The 12,909-nt window shown below is 60.2% G+C and carries 14 protein-coding genes; 8 read left to right on the forward strand and 6 right to left on the reverse strand.

The window, feature by feature from the left end:
• The first annotated feature begins 323 nt into the window (after positions 1-323).
• Together rhtA and ACTJKS_RS21200 are read left to right on the forward strand one after the other, a co-directional pair.
• Positions 324-1,211 carry a threonine/homoserine exporter RhtA gene (rhtA, locus tag ACTJKS_RS21195; protein WP_108183353.1) on the forward strand — a complete coding sequence of 296 codons (888 nt, stop codon included), beginning with the start codon at positions 324-326 and terminating at the stop codon, positions 1,209-1,211.
• A 168-nt stretch (positions 1,212-1,379) separates the two neighbouring features.
• Positions 1,380-1,661: a hypothetical protein gene (locus ACTJKS_RS21200; RefSeq protein WP_041069802.1), complete on the forward strand. Its 282-nt coding sequence runs from the start codon at positions 1,380-1,382 to the stop codon at positions 1,659-1,661.
• 1 nt (position 1,662) lies between these two features.
• On the opposite strand, the gene ACTJKS_RS21205 is transcribed toward ACTJKS_RS21200, so the two are convergent.
• Complete coding sequence (locus ACTJKS_RS21205; protein ID WP_086794366.1) at positions 1,663-2,241, reverse strand: TetR/AcrR family transcriptional regulator; 579 nt, start codon at positions 2,239-2,241, stop codon at positions 1,663-1,665.
• A 91-nt stretch (positions 2,242-2,332) separates the two neighbouring features.
• Here ACTJKS_RS21205 and ACTJKS_RS21210 point away from each other — a divergent pair, with 91 nt between their 5' ends.
• Both ACTJKS_RS21210 and ACTJKS_RS21215 read left to right on the forward strand, forming a co-directional pair.
• On the forward strand, positions 2,333-3,064 hold the full coding sequence (locus ACTJKS_RS21210) for an SDR family oxidoreductase (RefSeq protein WP_086794364.1): 732 nt from the start codon (positions 2,333-2,335) through the stop codon (positions 3,062-3,064).
• A gap of 40 nt (positions 3,065-3,104) precedes the next feature.
• The gene (locus ACTJKS_RS21215; RefSeq protein ID WP_108183354.1) at positions 3,105-3,701 is read left to right on the forward strand and encodes a 2-hydroxychromene-2-carboxylate isomerase; all 597 of its coding nucleotides are present in this window, start codon (positions 3,105-3,107) and stop codon (positions 3,699-3,701) included.
• Between the two features lie 44 nt (positions 3,702-3,745).
• On the opposite strand, the gene ACTJKS_RS21220 is transcribed toward ACTJKS_RS21215, so the two are convergent.
• From ACTJKS_RS21220 to ACTJKS_RS21235, 4 genes are all read right to left on the reverse strand, one after another.
• Positions 3,746-5,554 (reverse strand): aminopeptidase P family protein, encoded by a 1,809-nt coding sequence (locus tag ACTJKS_RS21220; RefSeq protein ID WP_108183355.1) that lies wholly within the window; start codon positions 5,552-5,554, stop codon positions 3,746-3,748.
• A gap of 56 nt (positions 5,555-5,610) precedes the next feature.
• Positions 5,611-6,777 (reverse strand): aminotransferase class V-fold PLP-dependent enzyme, encoded by a 1,167-nt coding sequence (locus ACTJKS_RS21225; RefSeq protein WP_108183356.1) that lies wholly within the window; start codon positions 6,775-6,777, stop codon positions 5,611-5,613.
• Positions 6,778-6,982: 205 nt separating this feature from the next.
• Positions 6,983-7,597 (reverse strand): LysE family translocator, encoded by a 615-nt coding sequence (locus ACTJKS_RS21230; protein WP_108183357.1) that lies wholly within the window; start codon positions 7,595-7,597, stop codon positions 6,983-6,985.
• Positions 7,598-7,699: 102 nt separating this feature from the next.
• Positions 7,700-7,957 (reverse strand): hypothetical protein, encoded by a 258-nt coding sequence (locus tag ACTJKS_RS21235; RefSeq protein ID WP_041069780.1) that lies wholly within the window; start codon positions 7,955-7,957, stop codon positions 7,700-7,702.
• A 391-nt stretch (positions 7,958-8,348) separates the two neighbouring features.
• Between ACTJKS_RS21235 and msuE the strand changes: the two genes are divergently transcribed.
• The 4 genes from msuE to ACTJKS_RS21255 all read left to right on the forward strand — a co-directional run bounded on the left by msuE (position 8,349) and on the right by ACTJKS_RS21255 (position 12,506).
• Complete coding sequence (gene msuE, locus ACTJKS_RS21240; protein ID WP_047599911.1) at positions 8,349-8,912, forward strand: FMN reductase; 564 nt, start codon at positions 8,349-8,351, stop codon at positions 8,910-8,912.
• Between the two features lie 10 nt (positions 8,913-8,922).
• On the forward strand, positions 8,923-10,062 hold the full coding sequence (ssuD, locus tag ACTJKS_RS21245) for an FMNH2-dependent alkanesulfonate monooxygenase (RefSeq protein ID WP_086794352.1): 1,140 nt from the start codon (positions 8,923-8,925) through the stop codon (positions 10,060-10,062).
• A gap of 127 nt (positions 10,063-10,189) precedes the next feature.
• Positions 10,190-11,377, forward strand: a complete 1,188-nt coding sequence (locus ACTJKS_RS21250) for an acyl-CoA dehydrogenase family protein (RefSeq protein WP_198759961.1) — start codon at positions 10,190-10,192, stop codon at positions 11,375-11,377.
• A gap of 25 nt (positions 11,378-11,402) precedes the next feature.
• Positions 11,403-12,506 (forward strand): sigma-54 interaction domain-containing protein, encoded by a 1,104-nt coding sequence (locus ACTJKS_RS21255; protein ID WP_262948401.1) that lies wholly within the window; start codon positions 11,403-11,405, stop codon positions 12,504-12,506.
• Here ACTJKS_RS21255 and ACTJKS_RS21260 read toward each other — a convergent pair.
• The gene (locus ACTJKS_RS21260) at positions 12,503-12,868 is read right to left on the reverse strand and encodes an antibiotic biosynthesis monooxygenase (protein ID WP_003226650.1); all 366 of its coding nucleotides are present in this window, start codon (positions 12,866-12,868) and stop codon (positions 12,503-12,505) included. The two genes, ACTJKS_RS21255 and ACTJKS_RS21260, sit on opposite strands and share 4 nt — an antisense overlap.
• Between the last annotated feature and the right edge of the window lie 41 nt (positions 12,869-12,909).

A 12,909-nucleotide genomic window follows, 5' to 3' on the forward strand; every position in this document is an offset into this window, starting at 1 on the left:
ACCGCTTTCGACCGAGAAGATCGAACCGTCAAAAGAGCCAAACATCACCGCTCTTTCAACTCCTTCCAGGCTTCGATGAACTGAAGCAACCCACTGTCGAAAACCTCGTAACTCATTGAATCTCAAGGAGTTTTCCGTTTCGACTGCGCCGGAAGTGGGGCGAATTATAGAGACTCAGAATCTGCCGTCAACCGTTAATTTCAGTTTTTCTGTCGAGACACCGAAAAAGCCAGCTATATATAGACGCAACGCCTCCGAATGCGCAGTATATTGCCCAACACCTAAAACAATACCCTGCTCTTACCTTCGGACGATGCCTCGCAATGACTGACCAACCTCGCTCCCTGGCCTCAACGCTGTTCCCGGTTGGCCTCTTATTAATAGCCATGGCATCCATCCAGTCTGGCGCCTCTTTAGCCAAGAGCATGTTCCCGGTAGTCGGCGCTCAAGGGACGACCACGCTGCGCCTGGTCTTCGCCAGCGTAATCATGCTGTTGTTGTTGCGCCCATGGCGCGCAAGGCTGACAGCTCAGTCGCTGCGGACAGTGATCGTTTACGGAATGGCGCTGGGCGGGATGAACTTCCTCTTCTATATGTCATTGCGCACCGTACCGCTTGGTATTGCAGTCGCGCTTGAGTTCACGGGTCCGCTGGCCGTCGCCATTTACGCCTCTCGCCGCGCTATCGATTTTCTCTGGATTGCCTTGGCGGCGGTCGGCCTGCTGTTGTTAATCCCGACTGGAGCAACATCCGCGGGAATTGATCTGGTCGGCGCCGGTTACGCCCTGGGCGCCGGCGTGTGCTGGGCGTTGTATATTCTGTTCGGCCAAAAAGCCGGTGCAGACAACGGCGTGACGACTGCGGCTCTGGGCGTGATGATCGCCGCACTGTTTGTCGCGCCGATCGGCATCGTGCATGCCGGCACCGCGTTACTGACCCCGTCGCTGATCCCTATCGCCATTGGCGTCGCCATCCTCTCAACGGCTTTGCCCTATACCCTTGAGATGGTCGCCCTCACCCGCATGCCTGCCCGCACCTTCGGTACCTTGATGAGCATCGAACCGGCCTTCGGCGCATTGTCGGGACTGCTGTTTCTGCGGGAGTACCTCACGCTGTCACAATGGATGGCGATCCTCTGCATTATTCTGGCCTCCGTCGGGGCAACCATGACCATGGGGAGCACCGCCAAGCCCGCCGTTGCGGCAGATTGAGACAGGATTTGACGAAGGTCTGGCAATTGGCGTTCATTTAGGCCATGTTTAGCCCCCTTAACTCAGTGCCAGACATGGATTTTTCGGACAGGGATATCAAACCGCTTAAAGCGCAGGCGAATACAGGCAGACCCGAGCGCCAGACTCGTGGCTACCATAAGGACGGTAATGAAACGAATTTTGATACTGATCGCTGTATTGGCAGTAGCGGGGTGCGCAGCGACCTCTAAGACCCAGGTGAAGCACGGTAAAAAAGGGCTGCACATCAACTGTTCCGGGCTGTCGTCCTCTTGGGACAAGTGCTACACCAGCGCCGCCAATTCCTGCGCCCCCAAAGGCTACAAGGTCATCGCCAAATCCGGGGACGCCGTGGAAGAGCCAGGCGATTACCCGTTCGGTCTCAATCCGGCTGGCTATACCAGCCGCAGCATGATCGTCATCTGCAAGTGAATCACTCTGGCTGCTCGCCTTGTCGAGCAGCCAGTTGACGCCCGATTTCCTCATGACTGGACTGCAATACCGTCTGTTGAATCTCCGGCGTCACCAGCATCCGCGCCACCACCAGTGCTCCGACACATTGCGACAGAATCGACCATGCCAGGCTGTCGCTTTCCAGGATTTGCGCCCAACTGGCTTGCAGCCGACAAATCCACAACTCTGCCTGCTCGCGAACCTGATCATCTGAACGGGCAATTTCCGCGCCCAGCGTCGGCAAGGCACAGCCCGATTCAGGCTGCTCCACGTGAGCCATGCTCAGGTACTGCTTGAGACAGCGTTCCAGCCGCTCACGGTCCTGCGCTCCCTTCCCCCCCAGCCGCTCCAGGCTCTGACACAGTTCGCGCTCGACGATAGCGGTGAACAGCTCGTTTTTCGACGAGAAGTGGCTATAAAACGCCGCGCCACTCAGGCCGATCGCCTTCATCAAACCATCGACACCGACTGTGGAAAAGCCCGAACGCTTGGCTGATAGCGCACTGCTGTTCAGCAATTTTTCTCGGGTTTCCAGCTTGTGACCGGCGGAATACCGCATGTGCTTTCCTCTTGATCGAGCGCCTTGACGTTGTCCGGATCCTAGCATAACGTTCGTTCACTTAACGATCGTTTACTAAAGGGGTTCACCCATGAATAACAACAAGAAGGTCGTATTAGTTGTTGGTGCCGGCGATGCCACCGGCGGAGCGATTGCCAAGCGCTTTGCCAGGGAAGGATTTGTCGCTTGCGTCACCCGGCGCAGTGCCGACAAATTGCAGCCGCTGGTCGACGCGATTTCGGCCGAGGGTGGAGAAGCACATGGTTTTGCCTGCGATGCACGCAAGGAAGAAGACGTCATTGCGTTGATTGAAGAAATCGAAACCCGCCTGGGTCCAATCGAGGCGTTTGTCTTCAACATCGGCGCCAACGTGCCTTGCAGCATTCTCGAAGAAACTGCGCGCAAGTATTTCAAGATCTGGGAAATGGCCTGTTTCTCGGGTTTTCTCAATGCCCGCGAAGTGGCCAAGCGCATGGTCACGCGCCAGCGCGGCACCATTCTGTTCACTGGCGCTACCGCCGGGCTGCGCGGTGCTTCCGGATTTGCCGCGTTTGCCGGCGCCAAACACGGTATCCGTGCACTGGCGCAAAGCATGGCGCGCGAGCTCGGGCCGATGAACATCCACGTCGCGCACGTGGTGGTAGATGGCGCCATCGACACCGACTTCATCCGCAACAGTTTCCCGGAGAAGTACGCGACCAAGGATCAGGACGGTATTCTCAATCCCGAACACATCGCCGAAAACTATTGGTATCTGCACAGTCAGCCACGGGATGCCTGGACCTTCGAACTGGATCTGCGCCCGTGGAACGAACGCTGGTAAGCCCCACCTCCTCCATAACAATAAATAGAGAGCAGCGAAGATGACGAAAACCGTGGAGTTCTATTTTGATCTCGGCAGCCCTGCCACTTACCTGGCCTATACCCAGTTGCCGAAGATCTGTGCCGAGACCGCGAGCCAACTGATTTACATCCCGATGCTGCTGGGCGGCGTGTTCAAGGCGACCGGCAACGCATCGCCGGCGATGATTCCGGCAAAGGGCCGCTATATGTTTCAGGATCTGGATCGCTACGCCAAGCGTTACGGCGTGCCGCTGAAATTCAATCCGCATTTTCCGATCAACACACTGATGCTGATGCGAGCCGTCACCGGCATCCAACTGCGCCAACCGGAACGCTTTCAGGTGTTTATCGATTGTCTGTTCAAGGCATTGTGGGTGGAGGGACGCCCGCTTGATGAGCCGGCAACTGTCGCTGCGGTATTGAGCGAGCACGGCTTCGACCCCAATGAAGTTCTGGCCCTGACCAACGATGAGACAGTAAAGGCAGCCCTGAAGGACAACACCGAAACAGCCATTAAACGCGGGGTGTTTGGCGCGCCGAGCATGTTTATCGGCAACCAGATGTTCTTTGGACAGGACCGCCTCGACTTCGTCGAAGAGGCCCTGCGTCAAGATTAGAAACAACACCCGGGCACTGCCGACAGCGCCCGGGTTTCAGCCATTCAGATCGCCACGGTGCGCGTGTTCAGCCACTCCAGCGCAGCGCCCTCCAGCAACGGACTCAGACGCTCACGCACTTCAGCATGGTAGGCGTTGAACCACTGCTTCTCTTCCTGGGTCAGCAAGGACGGCTCCAGACAGCGCGTGTCGATCGGACACAGGGTCAAGGTTTCAAACTTGAGGAACTCGCCGAACTCGCTGTTCCCCGCCTCGCGGTTCATCGCCAGGTTCTCGATGCGCACGCCCCAACGGCCCGGACGATAAGTGCCCGGTTCGATCGAGGTGATCATCCCCGCCTGCATCGCCGTTTGCGGTGCCGGTGCTGCCTGATAGGCGATCACCTGCGGGCCTTCATGCACGTTGAGGAAATAGCCGACCCCATGACCGGTGCCGTGACCGTAATCCACGCTTTCCGCCCAGATCGGTGCGCGGGCGATGGCGTCGAGCAACGGCGAGAGAATGCCTTTCGGGAACTGCGCCCGCGAAAGAGCAATCACGCCTTTGAGTACCCGAGTGCAGTCACGCTTCTGTTCAACCGTCGGCGTCCCCACTGGCACCATTCGGGTGATGTCGGTAGTGCCGCCCAGGTACTGGCCGCCCGAGTCGATCAGCAGCAAGCCGTCACCCTCGATCACCGCGTGTTCTTCTTCGGTGGCGTGATAATGCGGCATCGCGCCATTGGCGTTAAACGCGGCAATCGTGTTGAAGCTCAGCGACACGTAATCCGGACGACGCTCACGGGCAGCCGTGAGCTTCTCGTCGATGGTCAGTTCGGTGATGCGTTCACGACCCCAGGCCGATTCCAGCCAGGCGAAGAATTCGCACAACGCCGCGCCGTCCTGCTCCATGGCTTTGCGGATGTGCTGCGCATCAGCCTCACTCTTTTGCGATTTGGCGAGCGTGGTCGGGTTCAGGCCTTCGACCAGTTTCACCGCGCTGTCGAGGTTATCCAGCAAACCGCTGGTCACCCGCGCAGGATCCACCAACAGGCTGGCGCCGCCTGGTACAGCGCGCAAGGCGTCGGCGACTTCGCGGTAATCGCGCAGAGTCACGCCATCCTGCTCCAGCACTGCGCGCAACTCGGCGTCGACTTTGCTCAAGGCCACAAACAGGGTCGCTTGCTGTTGATTGATCAACGCGAACGACACAAACACCGGATTGAACGAGACATCGCCACCGCGCAGGTTGAACAGCCAGGCAATGTCGTCGAGGGTGGCGATGAAGTGCCAGTCAGCGCCACGTTCCCGCAAGGTCTCACGCAGTTTGGCGAGTTTTTCGCCACGGCTGACCGTCGCTTGCGGTGGCAGATGTTGATAGATCGGCGCGTCCGGCAGGCTCGGGCGGTCCGCCCAGACTTCATTCAGCAAGTCGATGTCAGTACGCAAACGCGCGCCGCGGGCTTCAAGCTTGCTGCTCAACGTGCGGGCCGAGGCAACGGCCATCACCGCACCGTCGACCGCGACCACGCCACCTTCAGGTGTCTGCTCGGCGAGCCAGTCCAGCGGACTCGGCTGACCCGGTTGCAGCTTGACCAGTTCGATGCCGCTGCCCTTGAGTTCCTTGGTCGCCTGTTCCCAGTAACGACTGTCGGCCCAGACTCCGGCGAAATCAGCAGTCACGATCAAAGTGCCGACCGAACCATGAAAGCCCGACAGCCATTGTCGCCCTTGCCAGTAACCCGGCAGGTATTCCGAGAGGTGCGGGTCCGCCGATGGCACCAGCAACGCATGAATGCCTTCGCGGCGCATCAGTTCACGGGTGTGCGCCAGGCGCTGGGGAACCGTTCCCTCGGTCAAAGTCTGGGTACTCATCATGTCTCCTGCCAATCACTTCATCGTTATTGTTCGTAGCCGTGAAAACCGGCTGGTTAAAGCCCTGTCGCCCAGAATGCCGGGGCACTCGCGCAGGCGCCTTTGATCAGTTCTGCCGCCTGATCGATATCGTCGGCGGTGGTGAAACGGCCGAGGCTCAGGCGAATGGTGCGACCGGCCAGCCGGGCATCGTGTCCCAGGGCCAGCAGCACGTGAGAGGGCGTGTTGCTCGCCGAGTTACAGGCCGAGGTCGCGGAAAAGGCGATCGACTGGCTCAAGGCCGCACTGTTGAATTCACCTTCGCTGAACGTCAGGCTCAGGGTATGCGGGATGCGCTGGCTATCGCTGCCGTTGAGGCGCACGCCAGGCAGGCTCGATAATTGTTCGAGCAAGCGCTCACGCAGCGCCACGATGGATGTTTTCTCCGCATCAAACGCCGCAGCGGCCAAGGCGAATGCCGCGCCCATGCCGGCGATCTGATGAGTGGCCAGCGTCCCGGAGCGCAATCCGCCCTCATGGCCACCACCGTGAATCTGCGCCTGCAAGCGCTGTTGCGCGCCGGGGCCGACGTACAACGCGCCGATGCCTTTGGGGCCGTAGAGTTTGTGTGCCGAAAACGACATCAAGTCCACCGGCCATTGCTGCAGATCAATCGCCACTTTGCCCGCACCCTGCGCGGCATCGACGTGGAACAACGCGCCACGGCCGCGCACGACTTCACCAATGGCCGGGATATCGTTGAGGGTGCCGAGTTCGTTGTTGACCAGCATCAGCGACACCAGAAAAGTGTCGTCGCGCATGGCTTCACTGACCGCTTGCGGGGTGATCAGGCCATCGGCGTCCGGCACCAGATAGGTCACCGCAACGCCGCCGTCCTGCAATTGCCGGGCGGTGTCGAGAATGGCTTTGTGTTCGATCTGACTGGTAATGATGTGGCCACCGGCAACGCCGCGCGCCTGCGCCACGCCCTTGAGGGCGAGGTTGTTGGATTCGGTGGCGCCGGAGGTCCAGACAATCTGCGCGGCCTCAGCGCCCACCAGTTCGGCGACTTGCCGACGGGCCTGCTCGACCGTTTGCCGGGCCTGCTGGCCAAAGGCATGGGAACTGGACGCCGGGTTGCCGAAATTACCGTGAAAACCCAGACAGTCGATCATCACCTGGATGACCCGTTCGTCCACCGGGGTGGTGGCGGCGTAATCGAAATACAGCGGACGTTTATTCATAAAAGACTCGCAGAGCGTGTTCCGGGATCAGGAGGCTCGTGTCTGCAAACGGCACAACGCAGCCTCGTGAGCTGCGCGTTGGTTCGAGAGCGTCATCAATACCTGATCGGATGCCGTTAAAGAAGAACAACTTCATTTAAAAGTGCGTAGGAACGCTCCTGAAGCCGAGCTTAACAGGCATCGGGCCGGCGGTTGAAGCAATGCATCAGTGAAAGCTTTCGAGAAGTAACGGGTACAGCGAAATCACCAACAGCGCCGCCATGCCCCAGTTGAACACGCGCAACCAGCGCGGCTCCTTCAGCACGTTGCGCAACAGCGTGCCACACGCCGCCCAGACGCCGACACTGGGCAGGTTGATGATGGCAAACACGGCGGCAATCACCACCACGTTGGTGAAATAACCCTGCATCGGCGTGTAGGTGCTGATGGCTCCGATGGCCATGATCCAGGCCTTGGGATTGACCCACTGGAACGCCGCCGCGCCGAGATAGCTGATCGGCCTGGCCTCGCCTTCGACGCCCTCGCCCACCGGCCCCGAGTGGGCGATTTTCCACGCCAGGTACAACAGATACGCGGCGCCGACATAGCGCAGCACCGTGTACAGAATCGGGTATGTCTGGAATACCGCGCCCAGGCCAAAGCCCACCGCGACCACCAATACGAAGAAACCGCAGGTGATGCCGAGCATGTGAGGAATGGTGCGGTTGAAGCCGAAGTTCACCCCCGACGCCAGCAACATGGTGTTGTTCGGCCCCGGTGTAATCGAGGTGACAAGGGCAAACAGGGCAAAGCCCAACAGCAGATCAAGCGAAAGGGTCATGGAGGGCAATCCGTCGGGGGTCATTCAGGTGTTGACCCTATCGCACAGCAGCCCGCAAACCCACGGACAGTTAGGCGAAAATACGAGCAGTACAGTGTTCGATCAACTTGGACGACCGTGCAGCTGTATCGCACGTCCGGCGCTCATTTCAGCTTTCTTGTCGAATTGCGATTCGCCCAGCAGTGCGGCTTTCTTCGCGTGATATTCGTCGAAGGACAAGCCGCTGCGATTCAGCGCTTCCATCGCCAGTTCGCGGGTTTCTTCGGCGGTGTAAGGCCGTTGTTCGGGGGAAACATGGGTCGCGCAACCGGCGAGTACGGAGACAGCGAGCAGCAGCGAAACAGTCAGTAAACGATTCATGGGGAGCGTCCTGGCGAGCGGTGGTAGTCGATGGACAAAGGCTACGCCCGCGCCCGGCCGGGCAAAAATCAACGCGCTCAATAGTGGCTATCAGGATTTCAGCTTTATCGCTCTCATATCCCCAAACGATCTATAAATATCGATTATCGTTCTTTTGCGGAATAACCAGCAGTCGCTATAAATCCCTGCACACGGCGAACAACTGTTGCTCCAGCAACTGTTGCCCATGCAACAGCAGATCAACAAACCCGCCTGATATCCGCACAACCGACTCACGCCAGAGCGCTCAGGCCCAAGTAAACCGGGCCTTTAAGGAATTGGTACAGCGCTTGCTCAAGCCTTGGCACTGACTCACTGCTCGCTGAGCAACTGTTGATAAAAGGAACTGATCATGTCGCGTCCCCTGAAAGTCGTCGCCCTCTCCGGCGGCACCTGGCGTCCATCACGCACGCTGGTGCTGACCCAAGCGCTGTTGGCCGAACTGGCCGGGCACTTGCCGGTCGAGAGTCATCTGATCGAGCTCGGTGACATCGCCCGCCCGTTGGGTGGTGCCCTGTCGCGTCAGGAGCTTAGCGCCGAGGTCGAGGCCGAACTGCAAGCCATCGAACAGGCCGATCTGCTGATCGTCGCCGCGCCGGTGTATCGCGGTTCCTACCCGGGACTGCTCAAGCACCTGTTCGACCTGATCGACCTCAACGCGCTGATCGACACCCCGGTGCTGCTCGCCGCCACCGGCGGCAGCGAGCGTCATGCGCTGGTGCTCGATCACCAGTTGCGGCCGCTGTTCAGTTTCTTCCAGGCCGTGACCCTGCCCATTGGCGTGTACGCCACCGAGGCCGATTTCGCCGACTACCAGATCACCAGCGAACCGCTGAAAGCGCGGATCCGCCTGGCCGCCGAACGCGCCGCGCCGCTGTTCGGCACGCAAATCAAACCGTTGCTGAAAATCGCTTAAGGAGCTGTTCATGGATGTTTTCTGGTTCCTGCCGACCCACGGCGACGGGCATTACCTGGGCACCACCCAAGGCGCACGCCCGGTCACCCTGAATTATCTGAAACAAGTGGCGCAAGCCGCCGACAGCCTCGGCTACCACGGCGTGCTGATTCCCACCGGGCGCTCCTGCGAAGACTCGTGGGTGATAGCTTCGGCGCTGGTGCCGTTGACCGAACGCCTGCGTTATCTGGTAGCGATCCGCCCGGGGATCATTTCGCCCACCGTTTCGGCGCGCATGGCGGCGACGCTCGATCGACTGTCCAACGGCCGCCTGCTGATCAACGTGGTGACCGGCGGCGACCCTGACGAAAACCGTGGCGACGGCAGCTTCCTCAGCCACAGCGAACGCTACGAAGTCACCGACGAATTCCTCAAGATCTGGCGCCGGGTGTTGCAAGGCGAATCGGTGGATTTCGAAGGCAAACACCTGAAAGTACAGAACGCCAAGGCCCTCTATCCGCCCGTGCAGAAACCCTATCCGCCGCTGTATTTCGGCGGCTCGTCCGACGCCGCGCATGATCTCGCTGCCGAGCAAGTCGACGTGTACCTGACCTGGGGCGAACCGCCCGCCGCCGTCGCCGAAAAACTTGCCGATGTGCGAGAACGCGCCGCTCGTCATGGGCGCAAGGTGAAGTTCGGTATTCGCCTGCACGTCATCGTTCGCGAGACCGCCGAAGAAGCGTGGAAAGCCGCAGACAAACTGATCGAGCACATCAGCGACGAGACCATCGAGGCCGCGCAGAAATCCTTCTCGCGCTTCGACTCCGAAGGCCAGCGACGCATGGCAGCGTTGCACGACGGGCGTCGCGACAACCTGGAAATCGCCCCCAACCTGTGGGCCGGTGTCGGTCTGGTACGCGGCGGTGCCGGTACCGCGCTGGTGGGCGATCCGCAGCAAGTGGCCGCGCGGATCAAGGAGTACGCCGACCTCGGTATCGAGAGCTTCATCTTCTCCGGTTATCCGCATCTGGAAGAGGCTTACCGCTTTGCCGAACGGGTGTTCCCGCTGCTGCCGGAACCTTACGCGAGCCTGGCCGGACGCGGCGTCACCAACCTGACCGGGCCGTTTGGCGAAATGATTGCCAACGATGTGTTGCCCACCAAGTCCTGACCCAACACAACTCTGTAGGAGCTGCCGCAGGCTGCGATCTTTTGACTTTGTTTTTTACAAGCAAGATCAACAGATCGCAGCCTTCGGCAGCTCCTACAGGACAGTTGTAAAACATAGGAGATTTGGTGTGACCGCCAAACCACAAAGCACCCTGCTCTCCCCGCTGCAGACCGCCCGTCAACTTGCAGCCGAATTTGCCCTGACCGCCGTCGAACGTGACGAGCGCGGCGGCACGCCGAAGGCCGAACGCGATGCCCTGCGCGACAGCGGCCTGCTGGCGCTGAGCATTCCCACCCGTTACGGCGGCCTCGGCGCGACATGGAGCGAAACCCTGCAAGTCGTGCGCGAGTTCGCCAAGGTCGACAGTTCCATCGCCCACGTCTTCGGCTTTCATCACCTGATGCTTGCCACCGTGCGCCTGTTCTCGCGGCCTGAACAATGGCAGCCATGGTTCGAACAGACCGCGCGGCAGAACTGGTTCTGGGGTAACGCCCTCAACCCGCTCGACACCCGCACTGTGGTCAAGGACTTCGGCGGTTGGCGCGAGTTTTCCGGGAAGAAAAGCTTCTGCTCCGGCGCCAGCGATTCGCAGATGTTGATCGCTTCCGCCGTCGACGAAAGTGCCGGCGGCAAGTTGCTGATCGCGGCGATCCCCAGCGGTCGCAGCGGCATCACTCTGCACGACGACTGGAACAACATCGGCCAGCGCCAGACCGACAGCGGCAGTGCCACGTTCGAACGGGTGCGGGTCGAAGAATCCGAGCTGCTGCTTGATCCCGGCCCGTTGAGCACGCCGTTCGCCTGCCTGCGTCCGCTGATCGCGCAACTGACCTTCACCCACATGTTTCTCGGGATCGCCGAAGGTGCCTTTGCAGAAGCCCGGCAATACACCCTGAGCGAAACCCGGCTCTGGCACAAATCCGCCGCTCGCGACGTGCGTGAAGATCCTTACGTGCTCGCGCATTACGGCGAGTTCTGGGTCGCACTGGAAGGCATTCGTCTGCTGGTCGAGCGGGCGGCCGCGCTGCTCGACGAGGCCTGGGCCAAAGGCCCGAACCTGACCGCAGAAGAACGTGGACATCTGGCCACGGCGATTGCCACCGCCAAGGTCGCCGCCAGTCGTCAGGGGCTGGAGATCTGCAGCCGTTTGTTCGAAGTCACCGGCGCGCGTTCAACCCACGCCTCGCTGCGTCTCGATCGGCATTGGCGCAACCTGCGCACGCAGACTCTGCACGACCCGCTCGATTACAAACTCCACGAGCTGGGCGACTGGGCGCTGAACCAGGCGCTGCCAGTGCCGACGTTCTATTCCTGATCTTGCCTTTAATGGAGCGAGTCCCATGCAACTGCTGACCCTTCCGCCCTCACCCGGTCTGGCGACGTCGATCCGTGCCACCGCGCAGGTCTTTGAAGACCCGAAATCCCAGGCCTTGCTGGCGCATCTGAACCAAATCGCGCCGAGCGAAGCCAGCGTCCTGATCATCGGCGAGACCGGCACCGGCAAGGAACTGGTGGCGCGTCATATTCACAATCTGAGCCACCGCCGGCATCGGCCGTTTGTCGCAGTCAACTGCGGCGCCTTCTCCGAATCACTGGTGGAAGCCGAGCTGTTCGGCCATGAAAAAGGCGCTTTCACCGGCGCGCTCAGCGCCAAGGCCGGCTGGTTCGAAGAGGCGGATGGCGGCACCTTGTTCCTCGACGAAATCGGCGATTTGCCAATGGCGATTCAGGTCAAGTTGCTGCGCGTGTTGCAAGAACGCGAAGTGGTGCGCCTCGGCTCGCGCAAAAGCATTCCGATCGATGTGCGGGTGCTGGCCGCGACCAACGTGCAACTGGAGAAAGCGATCAATGCCGGCAACTTCCGCGAAGACCTGTTCTACCGTTTGAACGTGGTCAATCTGGAACTCAGTCCGCTGCGCGAACGGCCCGGCGACATCCTGCCGCTGACCCGGCATTTCATCGAGGCCTACAGCCAGCGCCTGGGTTACGGACGGGTCAACATCAGCCCCGGTGCCGAACAGAAACTGCGCAGCTACAGTTGGCCAGGGAACATCCGCGAACTGGAAAACGTCATCCATCACACCCTATTGATCTGCCGCAATGGCGTGATCGAGCGCGACGATCTGCGCCTGTCCAACCTGCGCATCGAGCGCGCGGACGATCAGCAGTCGAGCGCCGACGATTCACCGGAAGCGTTGCTGGAGCGAGCCTTCCAGAAGCTCTTCGAGCAACAGGCCGGCGCCCTCCACGAAAAGGTCGAAGACGCCTTGCTGCGCGCCGCCTATCGTTTCTGTCATTACAACCAGGTGCACACCGCCGCGCTGCTTGGTCTGAGCCGCAACGTCACGCGCACACGGCTGATCAAGATCGGCGAACTGGCGGTGAACAAGCGGCGGCTCACGGAGAATCTGCACGGTGAACGCCTGATCCAGTTGTCGATCTAGCCGACCAGATTGCAGTGCAGCGCATCGTCATGGCTGCGGGCGATGCTGCTCAACACCTGAAATGAATTGAAGGTCACGGTCTTCGCCTGATGGGCGCGGATCAGCTGCCAGAAATCCTGCTCGCCGCTTTCATAGCGACAGAACGCCGCCTCCCCGGCTTCGCGGCTTTGCCATTGCAGCAAGCTCAGCACCCGCCGACCGTCGTCGCTGACCTGGACGCTGGCGCTGACAAAGCCTGCGTAGCGCTGCGCCAGATGTTCGCTCTGCTGCGACAGCGCCGAAACCAATGCCGGTTGCTGACGCGGCTCGATCTCGAATTCGATCAATTGGGTAAAGCTGCGATTTTTCGCTGAGGTTTGCATGAGAAGTCCCCACTCATCGTAAGCCGAGTCTTGCGACTCGA

It is taken from the genome of Pseudomonas sp. 22189 (genome assembly GCF_052045635.1).
In the GTDB taxonomy this organism is placed as follows: Bacteria; Pseudomonadota; Gammaproteobacteria; order Pseudomonadales; family Pseudomonadaceae; genus Aquipseudomonas; species Aquipseudomonas parakoreensis.

What these genes read in the sequence shown, in the direction of transcription:
- ssuD (WP_086794352.1), top strand. Translation starts at nt 8,923, where the DNA reads ATGGATGTTTTCTGGTTCCTGCCGACCCACGGCGACGGGCATTACCTG.
- ACTJKS_RS21235 (WP_041069780.1), bottom strand. Translation starts at nt 7,957, where the DNA reads ATGAATCGTTTACTGACTGTTTCGCTGCTGCTCGCTGTCTCCGTACTC.
- ACTJKS_RS21210 (WP_086794364.1), top strand. Translation starts at nt 2,333, where the DNA reads ATGAATAACAACAAGAAGGTCGTATTAGTTGTTGGTGCCGGCGATGCC.
- ACTJKS_RS21255 (WP_262948401.1), top strand. Translation starts at nt 11,403, where the DNA reads ATGCAACTGCTGACCCTTCCGCCCTCACCCGGTCTGGCGACGTCGATC.
- ACTJKS_RS21215 (WP_108183354.1), top strand. Translation starts at nt 3,105, where the DNA reads ATGACGAAAACCGTGGAGTTCTATTTTGATCTCGGCAGCCCTGCCACT.
- ACTJKS_RS21200 (WP_041069802.1), top strand. Translation starts at nt 1,380, where the DNA reads ATGAAACGAATTTTGATACTGATCGCTGTATTGGCAGTAGCGGGGTGC.
- msuE (WP_047599911.1), top strand. Translation starts at nt 8,349, where the DNA reads ATGTCGCGTCCCCTGAAAGTCGTCGCCCTCTCCGGCGGCACCTGGCGT.
- rhtA (WP_108183353.1), top strand. Translation starts at nt 324, where the DNA reads ATGACTGACCAACCTCGCTCCCTGGCCTCAACGCTGTTCCCGGTTGGC.
- ACTJKS_RS21230 (WP_108183357.1), bottom strand. Translation starts at nt 7,597, where the DNA reads ATGACCCTTTCGCTTGATCTGCTGTTGGGCTTTGCCCTGTTTGCCCTT.
- ACTJKS_RS21225 (WP_108183356.1), bottom strand. Translation starts at nt 6,777, where the DNA reads ATGAATAAACGTCCGCTGTATTTCGATTACGCCGCCACCACCCCGGTG.
- ACTJKS_RS21260 (WP_003226650.1), bottom strand. Translation starts at nt 12,868, where the DNA reads ATGCAAACCTCAGCGAAAAATCGCAGCTTTACCCAATTGATCGAATTC.
- ACTJKS_RS21205 (WP_086794366.1), bottom strand. Translation starts at nt 2,241, where the DNA reads ATGCGGTATTCCGCCGGTCACAAGCTGGAAACCCGAGAAAAATTGCTG.
- ACTJKS_RS21220 (WP_108183355.1), bottom strand. Translation starts at nt 5,554, where the DNA reads ATGAGTACCCAGACTTTGACCGAGGGAACGGTTCCCCAGCGCCTGGCG.